This window comes from Paracoccus sp. UBA889, assembly GCA_002294185.1.
Taxonomy (GTDB): Bacteria; Pseudomonadota; Alphaproteobacteria; order Rhodobacterales; family Rhodobacteraceae; genus Paracoccus.
In genome coordinates, this window is sequence record DBFD01000061.1 from 118,014 (window position 1) to 140,427 (window position 22,414).

The 22,414-nt window shown below is 67.6% G+C and carries 22 protein-coding genes; 8 read left to right on the top strand and 14 right to left on the bottom strand.

Features of this window, described 5'->3' with window-relative positions; all coding sequences use genetic code 11:
* The first annotated feature begins 8 nt into the window (after nt 1-8).
* Together B4L36_RS12725 and B4L36_RS12730 are read left to right on the top strand one after the other, a co-directional pair.
* Nucleotides 9-701: a metal-dependent hydrolase gene (locus B4L36_RS12725; protein ID WP_292957889.1), complete on the top strand. Its 693-nt coding sequence runs from the start codon at nt 9-11 to the stop codon at nt 699-701.
* A complete protein-coding gene (locus tag B4L36_RS12730) occupies nt 698-2,497 on the top strand; it encodes an aminopeptidase P family protein (RefSeq protein ID WP_292957892.1) in 1,800 nt (599 codons plus the stop codon). Before B4L36_RS12725 ends, B4L36_RS12730 begins: the two co-directional genes overlap by 4 nt.
* A 74-nt stretch (nt 2,498-2,571) precedes the next feature.
* On the opposite strand, the gene B4L36_RS12735 is transcribed toward B4L36_RS12730, so the two are convergent.
* Complete coding sequence (locus B4L36_RS12735; RefSeq protein WP_292957895.1) at nt 2,572-3,240, bottom strand: SDR family NAD(P)-dependent oxidoreductase; 669 nt, start codon at nt 3,238-3,240, stop codon at nt 2,572-2,574.
* A gap of 123 nt (nt 3,241-3,363) precedes the next feature.
* Here B4L36_RS12735 and B4L36_RS12740 point away from each other — a divergent pair, with 123 nt between their 5' ends.
* Nucleotides 3,364-3,921 (top strand): biotin transporter BioY, encoded by a 558-nt coding sequence (locus tag B4L36_RS12740; RefSeq protein ID WP_292957898.1) that lies wholly within the window; start codon nt 3,364-3,366, stop codon nt 3,919-3,921.
* 304 nt (nt 3,922-4,225) lie between these two features.
* Here the strand turns inward: B4L36_RS12740 and B4L36_RS12745 are convergent, their stop codons facing one another.
* Nucleotides 4,226-4,549, bottom strand: coding sequence for a DUF6280 family protein (locus B4L36_RS12745; RefSeq protein ID WP_292957901.1), 324 nt, complete (start codon nt 4,547-4,549; stop codon nt 4,226-4,228).
* Nucleotides 4,550-4,909: 360 nt separating this feature from the next.
* Between B4L36_RS12745 and efp the strand changes: the two genes are divergently transcribed.
* On the top strand, nt 4,910-5,473 hold the full coding sequence (gene efp, locus B4L36_RS12750) for an elongation factor P (protein ID WP_292957904.1): 564 nt from the start codon (nt 4,910-4,912) through the stop codon (nt 5,471-5,473).
* Between the two features lie 112 nt (nt 5,474-5,585).
* On the opposite strand, the gene dinB is transcribed toward efp, so the two are convergent.
* From dinB to mnmD, 4 genes are all read right to left on the bottom strand, one after another.
* Entirely contained in the window at nt 5,586-6,692 is a 1,107-nt protein-coding gene (gene dinB / locus B4L36_RS12755; RefSeq protein ID WP_292957907.1) for a DNA polymerase IV, read from the bottom strand.
* Nucleotides 6,689-7,408 carry a YgfZ/GcvT domain-containing protein gene (locus B4L36_RS12760; protein WP_292957910.1) on the bottom strand — a complete coding sequence of 240 codons (720 nt, stop codon included), beginning with the start codon at nt 7,406-7,408 and terminating at the stop codon, nt 6,689-6,691. Before B4L36_RS12760 ends, dinB begins: the two co-directional genes overlap by 4 nt.
* Complete coding sequence (locus B4L36_RS12765) at nt 7,405-9,123, bottom strand: ABC transporter ATP-binding protein (RefSeq protein WP_292957973.1); 1,719 nt, start codon at nt 9,121-9,123, stop codon at nt 7,405-7,407. Before B4L36_RS12765 ends, B4L36_RS12760 begins: the two co-directional genes overlap by 4 nt.
* 97 nt (nt 9,124-9,220) lie before the next feature.
* The gene (gene mnmD / locus B4L36_RS12770) at nt 9,221-9,901 is read right to left on the bottom strand and encodes a tRNA (5-methylaminomethyl-2-thiouridine)(34)-methyltransferase MnmD (RefSeq protein WP_292957913.1); all 681 of its coding nucleotides are present in this window, start codon (nt 9,899-9,901) and stop codon (nt 9,221-9,223) included.
* Here mnmD and B4L36_RS12775 point away from each other — a divergent pair.
* The 3 genes from B4L36_RS12775 (at nt 9,900) to B4L36_RS12785 (ending at nt 12,329) form a co-directional block, all read left to right on the top strand.
* Nucleotides 9,900-10,955 carry an NAD(P)/FAD-dependent oxidoreductase gene (locus tag B4L36_RS12775; protein WP_292957916.1) on the top strand — a complete coding sequence of 352 codons (1,056 nt, stop codon included), beginning with the start codon at nt 9,900-9,902 and terminating at the stop codon, nt 10,953-10,955. The genes mnmD and B4L36_RS12775 overlap by 2 nt on opposite strands.
* Before the next feature lie 109 nt (nt 10,956-11,064).
* A complete protein-coding gene (locus B4L36_RS12780; RefSeq protein WP_292957918.1) occupies nt 11,065-11,628 on the top strand; it encodes a DUF4202 domain-containing protein in 564 nt (187 codons plus the stop codon).
* The gene (locus tag B4L36_RS12785) at nt 11,625-12,329 is read left to right on the top strand and encodes a sirohydrochlorin chelatase (protein ID WP_292957920.1); all 705 of its coding nucleotides are present in this window, start codon (nt 11,625-11,627) and stop codon (nt 12,327-12,329) included. Before B4L36_RS12780 ends, B4L36_RS12785 begins: the two co-directional genes overlap by 4 nt.
* Here B4L36_RS12785 and B4L36_RS12790 read toward each other — a convergent pair.
* Together B4L36_RS12790 and B4L36_RS12795 are read right to left on the bottom strand one after the other, a co-directional pair.
* Nucleotides 12,218-13,021 (bottom strand): GNAT family N-acetyltransferase, encoded by an 804-nt coding sequence (locus B4L36_RS12790; RefSeq protein WP_292957922.1) that lies wholly within the window; start codon nt 13,019-13,021, stop codon nt 12,218-12,220. The two genes, B4L36_RS12785 and B4L36_RS12790, sit on opposite strands and share 112 nt — an antisense overlap.
* Nucleotides 13,021-13,761 (bottom strand): competence/damage-inducible protein A, encoded by a 741-nt coding sequence (locus B4L36_RS12795; RefSeq protein ID WP_292957924.1) that lies wholly within the window; start codon nt 13,759-13,761, stop codon nt 13,021-13,023. The genes B4L36_RS12790 and B4L36_RS12795 overlap by 1 nt, the downstream gene beginning before the upstream one ends.
* A 101-nt stretch (nt 13,762-13,862) precedes the next feature.
* On the opposite strand from B4L36_RS12795, the gene map reads away from it, so the two are divergent.
* Nucleotides 13,863-14,657 carry a type I methionyl aminopeptidase gene (gene map / locus B4L36_RS12800; protein WP_292957925.1) on the top strand — a complete coding sequence of 265 codons (795 nt, stop codon included), beginning with the start codon at nt 13,863-13,865 and terminating at the stop codon, nt 14,655-14,657.
* Nucleotides 14,658-14,723: 66 nt separating this feature from the next.
* Here the strand turns inward: map and B4L36_RS12805 are convergent, their stop codons facing one another.
* The 6 genes from B4L36_RS12805 to B4L36_RS12830 form a co-directional block, all read right to left on the bottom strand.
* Entirely contained in the window at nt 14,724-15,323 is a 600-nt protein-coding gene (locus tag B4L36_RS12805) for a YqgE/AlgH family protein (RefSeq protein WP_292957926.1), read from the bottom strand.
* Nucleotides 15,324-15,419: 96 nt separating this feature from the next.
* On the bottom strand, nt 15,420-18,800 hold the full coding sequence (locus tag B4L36_RS12810; RefSeq protein WP_292957927.1) for an efflux RND transporter permease subunit: 3,381 nt from the start codon (nt 18,798-18,800) through the stop codon (nt 15,420-15,422).
* Nucleotides 18,793-20,145, bottom strand: a complete 1,353-nt coding sequence (locus tag B4L36_RS12815; protein ID WP_292957928.1) for an efflux RND transporter periplasmic adaptor subunit — start codon at nt 20,143-20,145, stop codon at nt 18,793-18,795. The genes B4L36_RS12810 and B4L36_RS12815 overlap by 8 nt, the downstream gene beginning before the upstream one ends.
* A gap of 56 nt (nt 20,146-20,201) precedes the next feature.
* Complete coding sequence (locus tag B4L36_RS12820; RefSeq protein WP_292957930.1) at nt 20,202-21,041, bottom strand: uracil-DNA glycosylase; 840 nt, start codon at nt 21,039-21,041, stop codon at nt 20,202-20,204.
* A 38-nt stretch (nt 21,042-21,079) separates the two neighbouring features.
* Complete coding sequence (locus B4L36_RS12825) at nt 21,080-21,787, bottom strand: response regulator (protein ID WP_292957932.1); 708 nt, start codon at nt 21,785-21,787, stop codon at nt 21,080-21,082.
* Between the two features lie 5 nt (nt 21,788-21,792).
* Nucleotides 21,793-22,311 (bottom strand): MarR family winged helix-turn-helix transcriptional regulator, encoded by a 519-nt coding sequence (locus tag B4L36_RS12830; protein WP_292957934.1) that lies wholly within the window; start codon nt 22,309-22,311, stop codon nt 21,793-21,795.
* Nucleotides 22,312-22,414: the final 103 nt, after the last annotated feature.

Sequence of the window (22,414 nt, forward strand, 5' to 3'; positions counted from 1 at the left end):
AGGTCTCGATGAAACTGACCTGGCTTGGACATTCCGGCTTTCGCCTTGAAATCGAGGATGCCGTGATCCTCATCGACCCCTGGCTGTCGGGAAATCCGGTCTTTCCCGAAAACGGCCGTGACGCGGCCATTCAGGGCGCGACCCACATCCTGCTGACCCACGGGCACGGCGATCATTCCGGCGACACGCTGGCCATTGCGAAAGAGCTGAAAATACCGGTCGCTGGCATCTATGACCTGATCAACGGCTGGAGCACGCATCACGGAATCGACGGGATCGGCTTCAACAAGGGCGGCACCGTCGATCTGGGCCGGGCAAAGGTGACGATGGTGAACGCGGCCCATTCCAGTTCGCTGGACGGGGCGGACGGGCCGATCTATGCGGGCCACGAATCGGGCTACATGATCGCCGGCGAGGGGCAGGTGATCTATGTCAGCGGCGATACCGACATCATGGCCGACATGGAATGGATGGGCGATTACCACAAGCCCGATATCGGCATCCTCTGCGCGGGCGGACATTTCACCATGGACATGAAGCGGGCGGCCTATGCTGCGAGGCGCTATTTCGCCTTCAAGACCGTGATTCCCTGTCATTACAAGACCTTCCCCCTGCTTGAACAATCGGCCGAGGCGCTGGTGGCGGATCTGCCGGGGGTCATGGTGATCGAACCCGAAGTGATGAAGGCGATCGAATTGTGAGCTTTCAGTCCTTTGACGACCGGGCCGGTGGCGGCGATCACGCAGGCCGGCTGGCCGCGCTGCGGCAGCGGATGAAGGCCGCCTGTCTCGATGCCTTCATCGTGCCACGCGCCGATTCGCATCAGGGCGAATATGTGGCCGAAGCCGATGCGCGGCTAGCCTGGCTGACAGGCTTCACCGGCAGCGCGGGCTTCGCCATCGTTACGGCGGACAAGGCCGGCGTCTTCATCGACGGCCGCTACCGGGTGCAGGTGAAATCGCAGGTCGATCCGGCGCATTTCACCCCTGTCCCCTGGCCTGATACGAGGCCCTCGGACTGGCTGCGCGACGCCCTGCCGGCCGGAGGGCGGGCCGGCTTCGATCCCTGGCTGCACACGCGCAAGGAAATCGAGACGATGGAAAAGGGGCTTGCCGACAGCGGCATCGGCCTGATCGCGATGGACCGCAACCCGCTCGATGCCGTCTGGACCGACCGCCCTGCCCCGCCCGTCGGCCGGGCCCGTGCCCATGACGAGGCACTGGCGGGCGAAAGCGCCGCCGGCAAACGCGCCCGTCTGGCTGCCGCGCTGCGCAAGGACGGTCAGGCGGCGGCCTTTCTGTCGCTGCCCGATTCGATTTCCTGGCTTCTGAACATCCGCGGCAAGGATTTGCCAAGGAACCCCGTGGTGCAAGGCTTTGCCGTCCTGTCCGATGACGGCCATCTGGCGCTGTTCGCCGATCCGGCGAAATTCGACGACGGCTTGCGGACGACGCTTGGCAACGCGGTTTCGATTCTGCACCCCGAGAGCCTGTCCGCCGCCCTGCTGGACCTCGAAGGCCCGGTGCGCCTCGACCCCGCAACGGCGCCCGAGGCCGTCTTCCGCCTGCTGGAACAGGCCGGAACCGATATCGCCCGCGCCCCGGACCCGGCGATCCTGCCCAAGGCCCGCAAGAATTCCGCCGAACTCCACGGAATGCGCCAGGCGCATCTGCGCGACGGCGTGGCGATGGTGCGGCTGCTGGCATGGTTGGAGGCGCGGGATCCGGCGTCGCTGACGGAAATCGATGTCGTCCGAAAACTCGAATCCCTGCGATCCGACCAGGGCATCACGGATATCAGCTTCGACACGATCTGCGGCGCGGGCCCCAACGGCGCCATCGTCCATTACCGCGTGACCGAGACCACCAATCGCCGCCTCTCGACCGGCACGATGCTGCTGATCGATTCGGGCGGCCAGTATCCCGACGGAACCACCGACATCACCCGCACGCTGCCGCTGGGCCAGCCTCCGCCCGACGCCGTCGCCCCCTATACCGCCGTATTGCGCGGGTTGATCGCGCTTAGCCGGGCGCGCTTTCCCAGGGGCGTGGCGGGCGCGCATCTGGACGCGCTGGCGCGGCAATTCCTGTGGCAACAGGGGCTGGATTACGACCATGGCACCGGCCATGGCGTCGGCGCCGCGCTGTGCGTCCATGAAGGCCCGGCCCGGATCAGCCGGACCAGTGACATCGCGCTGGAGCCCGGCATGATCCTGTCCAACGAGCCGGGCTATTACCGCGAGGGCAGCTTCGGCATCCGTCTCGAAAACCTGATCGCCGTGATCGAGGCCCCGTCCGAGGAAGGCCGCACCATGCTGGGGTTCGAGACGATCACACTCTGCCCCATAGACACGCGCTGCATCGACCGCGCCGCGCTGTCACCGGCCGAGGCCCGGTGGCTGGATGGCTATCACGCGCAGGTCCGCGAAACGTTGTCGCCGCTGCTCGACGAGGACACGGGCGCATGGCTGGACCGGGCCACGGCCCCGATCGCCTGACCTCGCCCTCTTTCCAAATACCTTGCAGGGGGTCCGGGGGACGCAAGGTCCCCCGGCGGTCGCGGGACGCGGGGCTACAGCGCGTCCAGGATCCGCTCGGCCTCGTGGCGACAGGACGTCAGCACCGCGCGATCCTCTCCGGGAAAGAACCGTCCGCGGGTGGCGGTCGGCATCGCGGCCGGTTCCGCGATGACCACGCGCGGGCCGATCGCTGCGTTCTCGGCCTGCCAGCTTCGCACCAGCGCGATCTGCGCGGCCTTCGTCGCGCCGTAGGCGCCGAAGAATTTCTGTCCGGCGCGAGGATCGTCGAAGAACAGGGCGGTGCTCTGGCGTATGCGCAGCAGCGGCTCGATCAGGGCGATCAGGCCGCGCACGACCTCGACATTGGCCAGCAGCGATTTCGACCAATCCTTGCCGTCGATATGCGGCGCCGGCGACAGCGGTGCGGCGTGGATCGCACAATGTGCCCACAGATCCAGACCGCCCCATCGTTCGGCCACGGCCTGCACCATCTGCTGCATCGCCGCCGCGTCGGTCACATCCATCGGCGCCAGCGTCGCGCTGCCGCCCGAGGCCCGGATGCGGTCGTCCAGCTCTTCCAGGCCGCCCACGGTCCGGGCCACGGCCAGCACATGAAATCCGCGCCGGGCCAGCCCCTCGGCCAGGGCCGCGCCAAGACCGCGCGACGCGCCTGTCACCAGCGCGATCCTGCCTGTTTCCTCGGTGGTCTGATCCTGTGTCATGGCGGCAGCCTTTCGCAAAAGAGCGGTGCCCGCGCAAGACCCTTTCGCCGACCGGCCGATTGACTTTCGCGCCCGCTGCGTGAACATTCGGCCACGAATTTCGCACCAGGAAGAGGCCCCGCCATGACATTGACCCAAGCCGCGCTGCCGGTCCGCTCGACCCGAACGAACATCCTGCTGGTTCTGGCCGGCTCGGCTCTGGTCGCGTTGTCCGCCCAGGCCAGCGTACCGATGTGGCCGGTGCCGATGACCTTGCAGACTCTGGCCATCACGCTGATCGGGCTGACCTATGGCTCGCGTCTGGCGGCGGCGACGATGCTGGCCTATCTGGCCGAAGGCGCCGTGGGCCTGCCGGTCTTTGCCAATGCCTCGGGCGGGATCGCGCCGCTGATGGGGCCGACGGCGGGCTTCCTGTGGGGCTTTGTCGGCATGGCCTGGCTGACCGGCTGGCTGGTCGAACGCGGGCTGGACCGCGGCTTCCTGCGCCTGTTTGTCGCCGGTCTCGTGCCGGGACTAATGCTGTTCGTGCCGGGCGCCCTGGCGCTGTCGCTGGTGCTGGGCAAATCCCTGTCCGAGGCCGCCGCGCTGGCGGTGATGCCGTTCCTGGCCGGCGCGCTGGTCAAGGCCGCAATCGCCGCGATGGCTGTCGCCGGCGGCTGGCAGTTGTTCCGCAAGCGCTGACCGAAGCGATGTCCGCGACGCGGCGGCCATCGCGGCCCGCCTGAAAGCCGACGAACCCCGTCATTCCGGCGGGGTTTCGTTTTGCGACCGCGCTGCGGCCAGGCCGGTCAGGCCGCCACGGAAGCCGGCGCCGGTCGCCGGCCCGGCCCTGTCCTGCACGCCGGATACAGCGCTGGAACCGGCTGCGCCGGCCACCAGCCGTCGCACCCGGTCCGCAGGAAAATGGAAAACCCCCGCAGATGGCGGGGGCCTTGTTACCGATCCGTGCGGTTTCAGTCTTGTCTGCGAGCGATCCGCAGAGGGGTCACGCCGCCTCGGCCTCGGCCTCGGCGGCCATGCGCCGTTCGCTTTCCTCGCGCGACAGCGCCACCGAGGTCCGGACGCCCTTCGAGACGAAGTCCATCAATCCCTTGACGACCCGCTCGTTCGGGTCGATCCCGGCGCAGGACAGAACCTCGCGTCCGTCGCGCGAACGCGCCCACCGGGCGATCTGCTCGGGGCCGTTGCCGTATTTCTTGTCATCTGCAATGGCGTCATCCAAAGCAGCCAGAACCACCGCCGCAAACAGCTTGCGGGCACGCTGGCCCTGCTCGAAATTGAAAGCCGAGCCGTCAACAAAATCGCGCATATCGTTCGTCCATTTCCTCTGGCCCGATGATACCACCGAGGCCCTTGCGGGAAGACTCTGGGTCAACCCTTCGTTTTTTCTTCCGTTTCTCCGACGGTGCCGTTTGGCTTAGACCATCCTGACCCCGATTCGATATTACTTCGACTGCATGACAGCCATGCGTAGCCTGCAAGGCGGGCAAAAACACGCAAAATTTCGACGGCCCGCCGGACGGCGGCGGCCTTCCGCCACGGATATCAGCTTGACAACGCCCGCATACCGTTCCGGTTGCCAGCCACGGCCTGTCCCGATATAGGGGCGCTTCAACGCCATTCAACGTCTGGACGGCGCGAACCTCTCATCATCCGTCAAGAGAATCCCATGCCCAAGATCAACGGCAACGAAATCCGGCCCGGCAATGTGCTGGAACATGACGGCGGCCTCTGGGCCGCCGTGAAGGTCAATCACGTCAAGCCGGGAAAGGGCGGCGCCTTCGCCCAGGTCGAGTTGAAAAATCTTCGCGACGGCCGCAAGCTGAACGAACGTTTCCGCAGCGAGGACAAGGTCGAGCGTGTCCGGCTGGACCAGAAAGATCAGCAATTCCTGTATGAAATGGACGGCAAGCTGGTCTTCATGGACAGCCAGACCTTCGAGCAGACCGAACTGGACGCCGAATTGCTGGGCGATCGTCGCCCCTTCCTGCAGGACGGCATGACCGCGACCATCGAATATTACGGCGACGAGGCGCTTTCGGTCTCGATCCCGCAGAAGGTCGTCTGCAAGGTCGCCGAGACCGAGCCGGTGGTGAAGGGCCAGACCGCCGCCAACAGCTACAAGCCCGCGATGCTGGACAACGGCGTTCGCATCATGATCCCGCCCTTCGTGGGCGAGGGCGAGGATATCGTGGTGAATACCGAGGTCTTCGAATACAGCGAACGGGCCTGACGCGCGCCACGTCCTGACCGGGTGAGGATCGGACTTCCCGGGCCCTGTCCGGCAGGATGGCGCGCCCTGTCGGAGGGTCGGGACGCCGCCCGGCGCGGTGGCATGCCGATTTCTACCCGAACAGGTTCAGCTGCACCGGATCGCTATCTTCGTCACGATCGAAACCCGACAGCGTGATCCCCAACAGCCGGGCGCCGCGCGGATCGGGCAGGACAGCGCCGGCCAGTTCGCGGGCGATGGACAGCATCTCGGCCTCGGATCCCACGGCGCGCGGCAGGGTCCGCGCCCGTGTGATCTGCTGAAAATCCGAAAACTTGACCTTCAGCGTCACCGTCCGTCCCCGCAAGCCATGGCGGCTGACATGGCGCCAGACCTTACCGGCCAGGGGCGCCAGTGCGTCATGCGCCTGGGCCAGGTCCATCAGGTCGGTGAAATAGGTGTTTTCGGCCCCGACGGATTTTCGGATGCGGTCGGACCGGACCTGCCGGTGATCGATGCCGCGCGAGATGTTCCAGTAATAGCGCCCCGACTTGCCGAAACGCCGGGTCAGGAAATCAAGGTCCTGCGCCCGCAGATCGGCGCCGGTCTCGATCCCCATCGCGCGCATCTTGCCCGCCGTCGCCGGGCCGATGCCGTGAAACTTGCCCACCGGCAGGGCCAGCACGAAATCCGGTCCCCGATCGGGCGTGATCACACAAAGCCCGTCGGGCTTGTTCTGGTCCGAGGCCAGCTTGGCCAGAAACTTGTTGTAGCTGACCCCGGCGCTGGCGGTCAGCGCGGTTGCCTCGCGGATGCGGGCGCGGATCTCGCGGGCCACCTGCGTCGCCGTCTGGCCGGGCCAGAGGTGGTCGGTCACGTCCAGATAGGCCTCGTCCAGCGACAGGGGCTCGATCAGCGGCGTGTAATCGGCAAAGATGTCGCGGATCTGGCCCGAGATGTCGCGATAGATCTCGAACCGGGGCCTTACGAAGATCAGATCGGGGCACAGCCTGCGCGCCGTGACCGAGGGCATGGCCGAGCGGATCCCGAAGACCCGCGCCTCGTAGCTGGCCGCCGCCACCACCCCGCGCATCGAACCGCCGCCCACAGCGACCGGCTTGCCGCGCAATTCCGGATCGTCGCGCTGCTCGACCGAGGCATAGAAGGCATCCATGTCGATATGGATGATCTTGCGCAGCGGTGGCTGCGCGTCGGGGGCCATGCCGGCCCCGACGCTCATTCGGCGACGATTCGGGCCGGGCCTGCCTCCATCCCCGCGCCCAGCCGGTCGAAGCGGACATGGGCGATGCCGCGACCGCCCGATTGGGTAAACAGGGTGCCGACTTCGCGCCCCTCGCGGGTGATGGCGGTGCCGACCGGGGCTTCGCCCTCGACGCGCAGGGTGATCAGACCCTTGCGCAATTCGGTCTTGTGCTTCATCCGCGCGGTGACTTCCTGACCGACATAGCAGCCCTTGCGGAAATCGACGCCGTGCAGACGCTGGAATCCGGCCTCGAGGATGAAAGTCTCGTTCGGGATCAGTTCGATCAGGCTTTCGGGGATGCAATGGGCGACGCGGATCGCGTCCCAGTCGCTGCCGTCATCGCCCCGCTGGCCGTAAAGGCGCCAGCCCAAAGCGTCGTGGCGCGGATCGGCGATGGCGCCATCGGGCGCAGGGCCGGTGCCGCGCGCGATCGGCATCGCCACCGCCTCCAGCGCGACCTTCGAGCGCAGCTTGTACATGCCCAGCCGCCGCAGCAGATCCTCGGCCAGCCCCGCATCGACATCCAGCAGCAGCGCGTCACCATCGGACAGGATCAGGAAATCCGCCAGATACTTGCCCTGCGGCGTCAGCAGCGCGGCCCAGCAGGGTGCGCGGGTCACGTCGTTCGTGACCAGATCCTGCAGGAAATCCAGCCGATCCTCGCCGGTCACACGGATGATCTGGCGGCTCATTGTTTCTCTCCGAATTGCAGCGCGACAAGGCGGGCATAGGCGCCGCGCCTTGCCATCAACTGGTCATGACTACCCTGTTCCACAACCCGGCCAGCCTCGATCACGACGATCTTGTCGGCATTGCGGATCGTGGACAGCCGATGCGCGATGACCAGCGTCGTGCGCCCGCGCGCCAGCCTGTCCAGCGCATCCTGCACCAGCCGTTCGCTGGCGGTGTCCAGCGCGCTGGTCGCCTCGTCCAGAAGCAGGATCGGGGCGTCGCGCAGGACGGCGCGGGCAATGGCGATGCGCTGACGCTGGCCACCCGACAGCGACGACCCCCTTGGCCCCGCGGCGCTGTCCAGTCCGCGCTTTTCGGCATCGACGAAATCGGTGACATGGGCTGCATCCATCGCACGGCGAAGATCGTCCTCGGACGCATCGGGCCGGCCCATCAGCATGTTGTCGCGCAGGCTTTCGTCGAACAGCGCCGCCTCTTGCGAAACCGTCGAGAACTGGTCGCGCAGCACGCCCAGGTCGTAATCCGCAACCGGCACACCGCCCAGCAGCACCTCGCCGCGGTCGGAATCGACCATCCGTGTCAGAAGGTTGAACACCGTCGATTTGCCCGCCCCCGAAGGACCGACCAGCGCCGTCGTTCGCCCCGCCTCGGCCGCGAAGGACAATCCGTGCAGGATCATCTGCCCGTCATAGGACAGCCAGACATCCGACAGCCGGATGTCGCAGTCATCGGGCGGCGCGGTCCGCGTGCCCGATACAACCGTCGGCCTGGTGTCAAAGACCTGATAGACCCGTTCCAGGCTGGCCGCCGCCGTCTGCCAGCTTCCGGCCAGCCCGCCCAGCCGACGCATCGGCTGGAAGGCCAGCGCAAGCGCGGTGAAGAAGGACATGAAATCGCCGACGCTGCGGCTTCCCTCCATCACCTCCTTGCCGCCCAGCAACAGCACGGCGACGAAACCGATGCCGGTGACAATATCGGTCAGCGCCGGGATCACGCTGGAGGTCGCGGCCAGCTTGACCTGCTCTTGCCGGATGCGGCGGACGATCGTGGAAAAGCGTCGGGTCTGGTCGGCCTCGGCCCGGTTCAGCCGGATCGAGGCGATGCCATGCAGGATCTCGTCCAGCCGGGTCGCGCGCGCGCTGGCGCTGACGCGATTCTGGCGCATCTTGCGGCGGATATAGCGTTGCACGACGGCCGCCGGCGCGATCAGGATCGGCGCGCCGATCAGCGCGGCCAGGGTCCAGACCGGATCGATGGTCAAGGTGACGCCGAACAGCATCACCAGCGAGATCGCGTCCCGCGTGGCCCCGGTCAGCAGCGTGGCCCAGATGCCCTGAACGGCCTGCGTGTCGCCCTGGATTCGTTCGATCATCGCGCCCGGCGCGTTCTCGCGGAAAAAACGGCCGTCCAGCGTCAGGATATGGGCCAGCAGGTTGGTCTGCATCAGCGTCGAGATGTCCAGCGAGATCCGGCTCAGCAGCGCCCGGCTGGAGACCAGCGTGATCGCGCGGGTCAGAAAGATCGCGAAGATCGCCGTGCCGACCCACCAGATCGCCCCGGTTTCCTTGCCGATGAAGACCCGGTCGAACAGCGGCTTCAGCATCCAGGAGATCAGCGCCAGCGTCGAGCCCTCGATCGTCATCAGCGCGAAGGCCGCCAGCATCCGCCCACGATGGACATAGAGGTAATCCGACCAGAAGCGGCGGAACAACATGGATGTCGTATCGGGCTTGCTCACGTCCGCGGATGCCTTTCGCAAGGGTGCCCCAGCCTTATCCCGCCAGCCGCCCCGGCGGCAACCCGCGCGCGCATCAGTCCGGGACGCGCCGCCCCGCGATCATGTGCCGCTTGGTGCCGAAACCGGGCTGACGCCGGACCGCGAAACCGGCGGCCGTCAGCGCGCGGCGCACCGATCCCGCCGCGGTATAGGTGGCGAAGCTGCCGTCCGGCGATGTGTGCCGGCCGACCTCGGCCATCAGCGCGGCGGACCACATCTCGGGGTTCTTCGCGGGCGAAAACCCGTCCAGGAACCAAGCATCCGCGCAGCCCTGCCATCGCGGCAGCGTTTCGCGCGCATCCCCGATCACCAGCTGCAATTCGACCGCGCCGACGCGGATCGCCGTGCCGTCCGACAGACCCGCGCGCAGATCGGCCGCCAGCGCGGCCAATTCGGGAAAGGCCGCATGGGCGCGCGCCATCTGCTCCGGCGCCATCGGAAACGCCTCGAAGCTGGTCATTCGCATCGGCACCTGCGCCACCCTGGCCAGCGCGAGGCAGTTCAGCCCGGTCCCGAAGCCCAGTTCGGCAATGTGGAAACCGGGGCGCAGACGCGCGGGCAGATCGTTGCCCGCCAGAAAGACGTGGCGCGTTTCCGCCAACCCGCCGGCCAGGCTGAAATAGGGATCGTCAAAGCGTGTCGAGACCGGCACGCCCCCCTCGCGCCAATCCAGTCCCGGCTGGCTGCCCGGCGTGATTTCGTCTAGATCACCCATGCGCCGAACTAGGGGAAAGGCTCGCGTCTTGGCAAGCGTCACGATCATGGGGGCGGGGATTTTCGGCCTGTCCTGCGCCTGGGAAATGGCCCGCCGGGGCGCCAGGGTCCATGTGATCGAGGCCCGCCGCATCGGGGCCGGATCCTCGGGCGGCCATGTCGGTGCGCTGGCGCCGCATGCGCCCGAAAACTGGAACCGGAAAAAACAGTTCCAGCTGGACAGCCTGCTGATGGCCGATGATTTCTGGCGCGCGGTCGAGACCGCTTCGGGGCGTTGCGCGGGCTTTGCGCGAACCGGGCGGGTCCAGCCCCTGGCGGAGGGGGCCGCCGAACTGCTGGAGGCGCGCCTCGATGCCTCGGCGATCCGCTGGCCGGCCGCGATGGCGATGCGGATCACGCAGGCCCCGGCGACCAGCCTGATCCCTGACAGCCCCTCGGGCCTGTGGCTGGAAGACGGGCTGTCCGCGCGGCTGAACCCCCGGGCCGCGCTGCAGGCGCTGGCCCATGCGATCCGGGCAAGCGGTGGCCGGATCAGCGAAGGCACGTCGGTCCGGCCCCAGACCGGCCCCATCCTCTGGGCGACCGGCGCCGAAGGGCTGGCGCATCTGTCGCAAGCCCTGGACCGCCCTGTCGGCAAGGGCGTCAAGGGGCAGTCGGTCCTGCTGGGCCATGCCGCCCCCGAGGCGGCACAGATCTTTGCCGACGGGCTGCACGTCGTGCCCCAGGCCGATGGCACGACGGCGGTCGGCTCAACCACGGAAAATGATTTCACGCATCCTGATCCGGATGATCGGTGCGACGGGCTGGTGGTCCGCGCCCGCGCAATCTGCCCCGGCCTTCGCGACGCCCCGATCCTCGAATGCTGGGCAGGGATCCGCCCGCGCGCCGGATCGCGGGCGCCGCTGTTGGGCGCCTGGCCCGGCCGCTCTGGACATTATGTCGCCAATGGCGGGTTCAAGATCGGCTTCGGCATGGCGCCGATGATCGCCCGGGTCATGGCCCGGCTGATCCTTGACGGCAGGGACGAGGTTCCACCCGACTTCCGCCTGATCTGAGGCATTTCCGGCGCGTGGCGGCCCCGACCACGGTCGCCGCGCGCCATCATCGCCGCTTGCAAACGCGGCCGAAGACGGTTGAAACTGGCCGAGAACACGGAGAAAGCGCATGACCACACGGCTCGACAAGGCCTTCAGCGCCATCGACGCGGCGAATGCAAGGGATCCCGGCCTCGAGAACGGGAAACCGGCCAATCTTCTCTATGGCCAGCGGATGACCGAGGAACAGCAGCGCCTGTTTCCGGAAGCGTCGGAACCCCTGCGCATCGCCTGCCGCGGCCAGCATGTCGAACGCTGGACATTGCCCCGCGACGCCTATCCGATGGATCGCGCGGGCTATCTGCGATGGCGGCAGGAACAGGGCCGCCGCCATGCCGACCGCATCGCCGGGATCATGCAGGACGCGGGCTATGACGACGACCAGATCGACCGTGCCCGCAGGATGCTGACCAAGCAGGGACTGAAGCGCGACCCCGAGGTTCAGGCCCTGGAGGACGTGATCTGCTTCACCTTCATCCGCTGGTATCTGGGCGATTTCATGGCGGAACAACCCGACGACAAGATGCCGCGCATCATCGAAAGGACCGCGAAGAAGATGTCGCCCGAAGGCCGCGCCCGCGCTTTGACGGAATTCGACATGCCCGACGCCTTGGCGCGACATTTCCGCCAATGACGGAGGCGCGAGCGGTCATCGTCTCGCATGGGCAGCCGGGCGATCCCGTGCCGCAGCAGCGCGCGATCGAGGATCTCGCGGCCGCCGTCGCTCGCAACGATCCCGGTTGCGAAGTCCGGGGGGCAACGCTGGCGATGCCCGGCGCGCTGGCCGAAACCTGCGAACCGGACAGCCTGATCTATCCGATGTTCATGGCCGAGGGGTGGTTCACGCGCACCGAATTGCCGCGCCGGCTGGACCGCGCCGGGGCCGCCGGCGCCCGCGTCCTGCCCCCCTTCGGAGCCGATCCGGCCCTGCCTGCGCTGATCGTGCGGATCGCGCTTGCTGCCGCCGCCGACGAGGGCTGGACCCCGTCCGAGACGACGCTGCTGCTCAGCGCCCATGGCTCGCAACGCTCGCCGGCCAGCTTTGCCATCACCACCGCGATCGCGGCGCAGATCGCGCCGCATTTCGCCCGCGTGGTGACGGGCTTCGTCGAACAGGCCCCGTGGCTTGCCGATGCCGCGCGCGATCTGGACCGCGCCGTGCACCTGCCCTTCTTCGCGCTGAGGGCGGAACATGTGACCGACGATCTGCCTCGGGCCCTGGATCAGGCGGGGTTCACCGGCCCGCGCCTCGATCCGATCGGACTTGCCGCCGAGGTTCCCGCGCTCATCGCCGCCGCGATCAGATCGGCCCGCTCCGATGGCGGGGCGAAATAGCCATAACCCGCCACCTCGCGAAATCCCAGCTTTCGGTAAAGCGCCATCGCCGACATGTTCGGCCGGCTGACCGCCAGAGCCAGCCGCGATGCCCCCTGAGCGTCGGCCCAGAAGGCCGCCTGCCGCATCATCCAGCCGGCCAGACCGCGCTGCCGCCACGCGCCCAGAACCTCGACGCAATGCACCATCGCGATCCGGTCATGGACCGCCACGAAGGCTGCCCCCGCCGCGCGATCCGAGGTCCGGCCGAGGATCGTGGTCTTGGGCTGCGCCACCCGCTCGATCACCGCCTGCCGGGCAGGTCCGATATTGCCCGCAGCCCAGATTTCGCGCTGGATCGCCAGCGGCGGCCACAGGGTGAAGGTGGTCACCGACGGAATCGCGATGTCGGTGAGGGCCCGGGTGGCGGTCGCCATCACCGCGGTGGGCGTCTCGCGACGAAATCCCCGCGATTCCAGCGCCCCGGCCAGCGCCGCATCGTCATCGGCAACCCGGAAGACCGGCCGCTGATCCCAGCCCCGATGGATGGCGATGGCAGCGTCGATGTGATCGCCACGCCACGCGCCCACGGCGCGGGCCGAACTGACCCGGCCGCCCGCGCCCAGGCCGCGCCCGACCCGGAAACCGCCCGCATCGGCATATTCGGATGCCGGCCAACTGATCTCGAAAGCCTCGGCCAGGGCGGCGTCCATCACAGCGACAGCCGTCGCTTCAACTCGGCCATGGCCACGGCGACGCGATCCGCGTCCAGCCCGCGCACGACCAGGTTGGTGCCCCAGCCCCGTTCATCGTGATAGGGATAGGATCCCATCGAGACATCGGGGAATTCGGCCGCGACCGCCTTCAGCTCCTCGGCCACATCGCTTTCGCCGCGCCGGACCTCGACCGTCTCGGACCGCACCGGGCGCCCGGCGGCCAATCGGGGGATCAGCCAGTCCACCATGCCGCGAAACACCTCGGGTACGCCGGCCATGACATGCGTGTTTCCGATGGAAAAGCCCGGCGCTGCCGAGACGGCGTTGTCGATCAGCGTCGCGCCCAGCGGGATGCGCGCCATGCGCAGCCGGTTGAGCGTCAGTTCCGTTCCCATCCGTTCGCAGCGTTCCTGCAACAGCGCGCGCGCGGCTTCGTTGACCTCGGCCGTGGTGCCATGGGCGATCGCGACGGAATCGGCGGTGATGTCGTCATGGGTCGGACCGATCCCGCCCGAGGTGAACAGCAGATCGAAGGCGCCGCCAAGGCTTTTGTCCAGTGCCCGCACGGCCTCCACGATCTGATCCTGATCGTCGGCCACGATTCGTATCTCGCGCAGGTCAAACCCGGTCGCCGTCAGCACCTGGGCCAGATGATGCGCGTTGCCCTCGCGCGTGCGGCCCGACAGGATCTCGTCCCCGATGACCAGGATCGCCGCGCTTGGATTATCCGATTGCATATGCCGTCCTCCGAAGGATGCCGTGACGTTCTAAGCCCGCGCGCGGGGCTGGAACAAGGGGCCGCTCGGGTCTATCTATGCGCCATCAGAAAGGATCCGCGATGGACGAAAGCCACATCACACGAGAAGGCATCCGCATTCACGTCCCGGCAGATTTCGCCGGAATGCGCAAGGCCGGCGCGATGACGGCCCAGATCCTCGATGAGGTCGGCGTGATGGTCGAACCGGGCGTGACCACCGGCGCGCTGGACGATTTCATCCGCCGGCGGATCGAAGAGATGGGCGCGACCTCGGCCACGATCGGCTATCGCGGCTATCAGCATGCAAGCTGCATCAGCGTGAATCATGTCGTCTGCCACGGGATTCCGGGCGACAAGGTGCTGCAGAACGGTGATATCCTGAATATCGACGTGACCGTGATCGTGGATGGCTGGTATGGCGACAGCAGCCGCATGTATGTGGCCGGCACACCCTCGATCAAGGCGCAAAGACTGATCCAGGTCACCTACGATTCGCTGATGAAGGGGATCGAGGCGGTCCGCCCCGGCGCCACCTTCGGCGATATCGGCGCGGCCATTCAGGCCCATGCCGAAGGCCAGCGCATGTCTGTCGTGCGCGATTTCTGCGGGCACGGGCTGGGCCGCGTCTTTCATGCGCCGCCGAACGTGCTGCATTTCGGCCGCGCCGGCAAGGGCCCGGTGCTGGAGGAAGGCATGTTCTTCACCATCGAGCCGATGGTCAACCTGGGGCGCCCCGATACCAAGGTTCTGGCCGACGACTGGACAGCCGTGACGCGCGACAAATCGCTGTCGGCGCAGTTCGAGCATTCCATCGGCGTGACCTCCCAGGGGTTCGAGATTTTCACGCCCTCGGACAGGTTCTTTCCCGATTTCTGACCGTCAGGCGGACATCGCCGGTCCCTCTCGGCCCTTTCCTCGCATCACGCGGCGCGGCCGACGCCCCTAGGCACGCCCGGCCGCTGCCGATAGCAGCGAGGGGTCGATTCCCTGCGCGCGCAGCGCGGATTGCCACTTGCCGTCGTGATCCGCGCCGAAGATCAGATCCTCTCTGCCCTCGCCGGTCAGCCAGCCGTTCTGCAGCATCTCGTCTTCCAGCTGCCCCGGTCCCCAGCCGGCATAGCCCAGGGCCAGGACGGCCGATTCCGGGCCCTGACCATGGGCCAGATCCTCGAGAATGTCGCGGGTCGTGGTCATGGCGATGGCACCGCCGATGCGCAGCCGGCCCTCGGGATCATTGCCGTGTTCGGGCACCTTGTGCAGCACGAAGCCGCGGCCGGGCTCGACCGGGCCGCCGAAACGGACCTCGATCGGGCGGGCGTCCTCGTCGGCCTCGATACCGAGCTGCTCAAGAAGGTCACCGAAGCCGATTTCGGGCAACGGCCGGTTCAGCACCAGCCCCATCGCGCCTTCCTCGGAATGGGCACAGACCAGCACCACGGATCGCTGAAAACGCGGATCGGCCATCCCCGGCATGGCGATCAGGACCTTGCCGGTCAGATTGGCTTCGCCGGGATCGCCGGGATCGTTGTCGAATTCGCTCATCGAATCTCCTTCACGCTCAAGATCGGTGCTTGGCGGGATCGTTGCAAGTCCTGCGCGCAAACGTGACCCCAGGCCACGGCCGGCCAGCAGCGATCCTCACGCCGTCGGGCGCCGTCGCGAGGCAAGGCCGCGCCCCGCAAGGCCAAGCATCGCCAGCCCGGCACCCAGGGCGATGATCAGCAGCGCCAGGGCATACCAGCCAAGCGCCATCCAGGCCGAGGACGCGACCGGCCACCAGCCGGGCAGCGCGATTTTCATGGCGGGCAACAGCGTGACCGGCAGCAGGATCGCCACGAAGGCCAGTGCCGCCAGCCCGGCCGCCAGCCGCACCGGCCAGCGCAGGCCGGGGCTGCGCAGCCCGCGCCGGAAACCCGTGCGGGCGCGGCCGATATCCTCGCCGATACCCAGAACCGCGGGCACCACCAGAAGCACGACGACCATGCCAAAGCCAAGGCCATAGGCAAGCGTCACCACCGTGGGTTTCAGGAACAGCGCCTGGGACGAACGCTCGTAGAGCAACGGCGCCAGACCCAGAACGGTCGTCGCGGTGGTCAGCAGGACCGGACGGAAGCGGTCGCAGACGGCATCGACAATGGCGGGCCGGAGACCACGATCCCTCGCATATTCGTCGATGGTCGAGATCAGGACGATCGAATCGTTGATGATGATTCCCGACATCCCGATCAGACCCACGATCGAGAACATCGACAGGGGCAGCGACCACAGGGCATGGCCCCAGACCGCGCCGACCAGTCCGAAGGGGATCACCGACATCACCACCAGCGGCCGGCTCCAGCTGGCAAAGATCCAGGCCAGCACCATGTAGATCCCGGTCAGCGCAAGCGCGAAACCGACGACCGCGTCGCCCAGGAAATCGCGTTCCTGCTCGGCCAGGCCTGTGGTCTCGTAATTGATGCCGAATTCGGCCGCGATCTGCGGCATGATCTCGGTTTCCAGCGCCTGCGTGATCTGCGCCGCGCGCGCCGGATCATCGCCCGAAATATCGCCGGTGACCGAGATCATCCTTTCGCCGTTCTCGCGCCGGATCACGGAAAAGCCCGCCTCTGTGCCCACCGTCACGATATCGCCCAGCGGCACCCACTGCCCCGACAGCGTGCGCATCATCATCCGGTCCAGAAAATCGCCCTGGCGTTCGTTCTCGGGCAGTTCCACGCGGATTGCGCCGGTGCGGGTGCCCACCGGAAAGGTCGCGGCCTCGATGCCCGCCAGGCGCTGGCGCAATTGCCGTGCCAGGCTGTCGGTCGTGAAGCCCAGGGCCTCGCCCTGCGCAGTCAGCCGCAGGTTCAACTCGTCCTTGTCATAAGACATGCTGTCTTCCAGTGCCGAGACTTCGGCAAAGCCCGACAGGCGCAGCTTCAGCGCCTCGGCCGCGTCCTTCAGGCGCTGTGCCTCCGCCCCCGTCATGCGGACCGAGATCGCATCCCCGCCCGGACCCGATCGGAAGCCGCGAAAGCTGATCGTCTCCAGCCGGGGATCGCTGGGCATGGCCTCTTGCAGCGCAGCCACGAAGTCGAAGCTGGAATAGGGCCGCACATCCGGCTCGATCAGTTCCAGTTGCACCGCGCCCAGCAGATCCGTGTCCTTGGTGTCGGCGCCGGGCAGCGGACGGCCGGAATTTCCGCCGACCATGGTCATCGCATGGGTGATCGGGTTGGCGCCGTATCTGGTTTCGTATTCGGCGCCGACGCGATCGACCGCGTCCTGTACCAGTCCCATCACCCGGATCGTATCCTCGCGCGTGGCGCCGGGCAGCATGGCAAAGTTTCCCGCCACGCTGCCCCGTTCGGGCGCGTCGAAAAAGCGCCAGGGCACCTGCCCGGTGACCAGCGCGCTGGCCGACCAGGCGAACATCGCCGTCGTCGCGGCCAGAACCGGATAGCGCAGCACCATCGCCCAGCGGATCAGCGGTCGCAGCAGGCGAGCCACGAACCAGTCCAGCCCGCGATTGACCAGCTTCGAGGGGCGGTCGTACCAGTTGCGCCGCGCCGTGCGGGTCAGGGCATGGGCCATGTGGCTGGGCAGGACCAGGAAACATTCGATCAGGGATGCGGCCAGAACCAGGATCACCGTCATCGGAATATCCGAGATCAGTTCGCCGAAATGACCGCCGATGAACATCAGCCCGGCAAAGGCGATGATCGTGGTCAGCGAAGACGACACGACCGGCGCGGCCATTCGCCCCGCCGCGCGTTCCGCCGCGACGACCGCGGGCTCGCCCAGCTTGCGGGCGCGATAATCGGCATGTTCTCCCACCACGATCGCGTCGTCCACGATGATGCCCAGCGTCAGGATCAGCGCGAACAACGAGATCATGTTCAGCGTCATGCCGGTCGCATACATCAGCCCCACCGCCGCCGCCAGCGAGGCCGGAATCCCCGCCGCCACCCAGATCGCGGTGCGGGCATTGAGGAACAGAAACAGCAGCGCCAGCACCAGCCCAAGGCCCAGAACGGCATTGTCCAGCAACAATTCCAGCCGTGCCGCGATCAGTTCGGCCCGTGCCCGCACCAGTTCCATGGTGACGCCGCCGGGCAGTGCGGGCGTCATCCGGGCCACGATGTCCTCGACGCTGCGCTGCATCCCGATCGCGTCGCCGGCGGCGCTGCGCTGGACCTGCACGATCACCGCCGGATTGCCGCCGACATAATAGGCCGTGTTGCGATCCATGCCCGATTGCCGCACATCGGCGACATCGCCCACGGTCAGGGTCGTTCCGTCCGGCTGGGCCTTCAGCGCCAGGGCCGCGACGGCGGCCGGATCGCGCGTCTCGGCGCCGGTGCGCACCCGCGCGGCGCCGGACGACACGTCGCCCGCCGGGCTTGCCGAGGCCGCTGCGCCGACGGCTGCGGCGATCTGTTCCAGCGTGATGTCGTACCGGACCAGATCGGCCATCCGCACCTCGACCAGCGTCTCGGGGGCGGCCAGACCCGTGATGCTGAGCCGGGTGATCCCGGCGGCGTAAAGGCGGTTGCTGAAATCGTCGGTGATCCGCGACAGCTGGTCCAGTCCGACCGGTCCCGAGATCACCACATCGGCGACCCTGTCGCGCCAGGAGGATCGCACCGTTTCGGGGTCTTCCGCGCCTTCGGGCAGATCGCCGGCGCTGGCAATGGCGGTTTCCACGTCGGAATTGGCGCGCGCCATGTCCCAGCCCGGTTCGAACTCGATCTCGATCTCGGCCGATCCCTGCACCGCGCGCGAGGTGACGTTGGCCACGCCCTCGACCCCCATCAGCGAGGGTTCCAGCACCGCCACCACGGAACGGTCCACATCCTCGGGTCCGGCGCCGTCCCACTGCACCCGCACGTCGATTTCCTGAACGACGGTATCGGGAAAGAACTGCGCGCGGATCCTGGGCGCGGAATACAGACCGCCGACCACCATCACCATCAGGATCAGATTGGCCAGCGTCCGGTGGCGGGTGAAGATCGACAGGAAACCGCGACGCTCAGCCATTGCCGGCCCCGCGCCGGTTCCGGGCGCTCTGATCCGTGGCGGGTGCCCGTGGCTCGTCGGACGGGGCCTCGGCCTGGCTGTCACGGACCAGAATCCCGGTGCCCAGTTGCGGCGCACGTTCGGCCACGATCCGCGCGCCCGCCAGCTCGTCCGAGACGCGGATCACCACGTCATTTCCCTGCCGCCGCAGGATCTCGACCGGCGTCGCGGTCAGGCGGCCCTGATCATCGGCGACCAGGACGCCGCCATCCGCACCGATCGCGATGGCTGGGATGATGGCGGCATCGGCCAGCGCGGGTTCGGCGATCTCGACGCTGACGAAATCGCCCGGACGCAAGGTCGCGCCGCCCCGGATGATCCTGGCATAGACCACGCGGCCGGACGCACCCTCCGCGACCGAGGCCGCCGCGCGGTCGATCTGCGCCTCGGCCGTCAGCCGCCCGGCCGAGCCGTCCAGCACGATCATCGCCGCCGTCCCGTCCAGCCTGCCATCCTCGTCCACAAGCCGCGAGAACTGATCCAGCGACAGGGGCACCTGCGCCTCCAATGCGTCCGGGTCGATGATCTCGGCCAGTTGTTCGTTCAGGCTGACCAGGCCACCCTCGACCGCGGTGACGGCGGTGACGCGGCCGGAAAAGCCCGCGGTGATCGTGGTATCGGCCAGAGCGCGGCGAGCCTCGGACAGGTCGATCTCGGATCGGCGCAGCGCGTTCTGGGCCGCGGTGACCGCGCTTTCGGCGCTGGCCAGGGCGGAGCGGCCCGCGATCACGGCCTGTTCGGCCGATGATGCCGCCAGCTGTGCCGTTTCGCGGTCGGCGCTGGTGCCAAGCCCCCGCGTGGCCAGCGATTCCTGGCGATCGACCGCCGCGCGGCGCAGTTCGGCCTGCCGCTCGGCCGCCGCCAGATCATCGGTCGCGACCTGCACGTTGCGACGGGCATCGCGCAAGGTCGCCTCGGCGTCGTCGCGGGCGGCGATCTGGTTGTCCAGCGCCGCCTGCGCCGAGGACGGATCGATCCGCACCAGCAATTGCCCGGCCTCGACCTGACCGCCCTCTTGCAGGCTCGGGTCCAGATAGACGATCCGGCCCGCCGCGCCGGCCCGCAATTCCAGGCGCCTGCGCGAGTCGATGCTGCCGAAGACGCGCATCACCGGCTGGACCTGTTGCGGGATGAGGGTCAGCAACCGCGCCGAATAGACCTGTTCGCCGCCGCCGCCGCGCCCCGGTCCACCGTCCTCGCCGCGCGAGGCGACCGCCTGCCACAACTGAAAGCCCGCCAGAAACAGCAGGGCCAGGGTCAGAAAGGTGATGAACAGCCCCGAAAGACTGCGGAAGAGAAAGCGCATCCGGCGGGGATCCCGTCTGTGAAGGGTCGTCCTAACCCATGATGCGGAAATGAAACCTAAACGGAAAGGCCTTCCAGCGTCGCGGACAGCGACAGAAGATCCGCCCATGCCTCGCGCTTGGCGGCCGGGTTGCGCAGCAGATAGGCCGGATGGGTCATCGGCAGCGCGGGGCGGCCGAAAGCCTCAACCCATTGCCCACGCAGGCGCAGAATGCCCCGGCGGCCCAGGGCGGCCTGGCAGGGAATGTTGCCCATCAGCACGATCAGATCGGGCGCGGCCAGTTCGACATGACGCCGCACGAAAGGCATGCTCACGAGGATTTCATCGGGGCTGGGGTCGCGGTTGCCCGGCGGACGCCAGGTCAGCACGTTGACGACATACAGCGCCTGCGCCGCATCGACCGCCGTCCGGGACAGCCCGATGGCGGCGAACATCCGGTCCAGCAACTGCCCCGCGCGACCGACGAAGGGGCGACCCTGACGGTCCTCCTCGTCGCCCGGCGCCTCGCCCAGAATCATCACGCGGGCCCCGGGATCGCCGTCGGCGAAGCAGAAATTCCGAGCGCCCTTCTTCAATTCGATCCCGTCGAAAGCCTCCTGCGCCGCCGCAAGCGCCGCCAGCGTCCCGGCCCCTGCAGCCAGCGCCTCGGCCTCGGCCAGACGGGCGGCGGCGTCATCGGTCGATTGCGGAGGCGACGATCCCGGCGCCCGGGCCTGCAGCGGCGGCGGCAGCGGTGGCTTGGCCGTGGCCGGTTTCGGGCGCGCGGCCAGGTCGAACCGGTCCAGGGGCGCGTCCAGGATCGGCTCGTCCACGCCCATCTCGGCCTGCCATTCCAGCAGCGCCAGCGCGGTTTCGGCATCCAGCTCGATTCCGTGATATGTCGGGTTCGCGTCCATCCGCGCGCAGGCTAGGCCGCGCGCGCGGGCGGGACAAGTCAGTCGCAGACCAGCATGTAGCCGGTGCCGCGCACAGTTTGCAGAAAGCGCGGCTCTTTCGGATCGGGCTCGATCTTGCGGCGCAGGCGGGTGATCTGGACATCGATGGCGCGTTCGCTGTTCTCGGCCTCGTCACCATTGCCGCTGCGCCCCAGATCCTCGATCAGATCCGACCGGCTGACCGGCTGGCCGGCCCGCGCCGCCAGCCGGCGCAACAGGGATTGTTCGGTTCCGGTCAGCCGCAGCGGGGCATCGCCCTGCCACAATTCACCCTTGTCGGTATCGTAGCGCAGCATCCCCAGCGTCAGGAATTTCGGCTGAGAGGCTTCGGCCGCCGGCACCCGGCGCAGGATCGCGGCGATGCGCAGCAGCAATTCGCGCGGCTCGAAAGGCTTGGCCAGATAATCGTCGGCGCCGCTTTCCAGCCCGGCGATGCGATCCTCGGTCTCGCCCCTCGCGGTCAGCAGCAGGATCGGCGTGTCCAGTGCACCGCGCAGGCTGCGGGTCAGCGAGATGCCGTCCTCGCCGGGCATCATCACGTCCAGCACGATCAGGTCGAATTCCAGCCCCGCCAGCAGCCGCCGCGCCTGCGTCGCGTCGCGCGCCATCGTGACCATGAAGTCGTTCTTGCGCAGGAACTTTCCCAGCAGCGCGCGGATACGTTCGTCATCATCGACGATCAGAAGATGGGCGGCAGGATGGGTCATCGGGCTCAGCGGTCCTCGGGCAGGTCCTTCATCGCCTGATACTGCGCCCGCGTCTCGGGGTCCATCATCGCTTCCAGAACCTGCCGGAAACCGGCCACGGCCTGAGGTCCGGCATTGCGATAGGCGGTCCGCATCCGCACCCGCTGCGCCTCGGAGAGGCGGCGTTCCAGCGCCGTTCCCTTGCCGGTCAGGAACAATTGCCGTTCGCGCCGATCACGGCGGCCGACCCGGCTTTCGACCAGCCCGTCCGCGATCAGCGTCCGCAGCACCCGGTTCAGCGATTGCTTGGTCACGCCCAGGACTGCCAGCAACGAGGTCACCGTCAGGCCCGGATCGCGGTTGATGAAATGCAGCGCGCGGTGGTGGGCGCGGCCGTAATCCAGTTCGGTCAGAATCAGGTCGGGATCGGCGGTGAAGGCACGATAGGCGAAGAACATCGCCTCGATCCCCCTGCGCAACTGATCATCGGTGAGAAACAGCAGATCTTCCCCGACCTTGGTCTGGAGTCGCAGCTTCTCGGCCATTCGATCGTCCTTTCGGCGGTTTGCGTCTTGATAGGGCAGCGTTGTTGACTTTCCAAGATTCGATTGCTAGCCGTCAAGGGCTTCGCGCAACAAAACGGCCCTT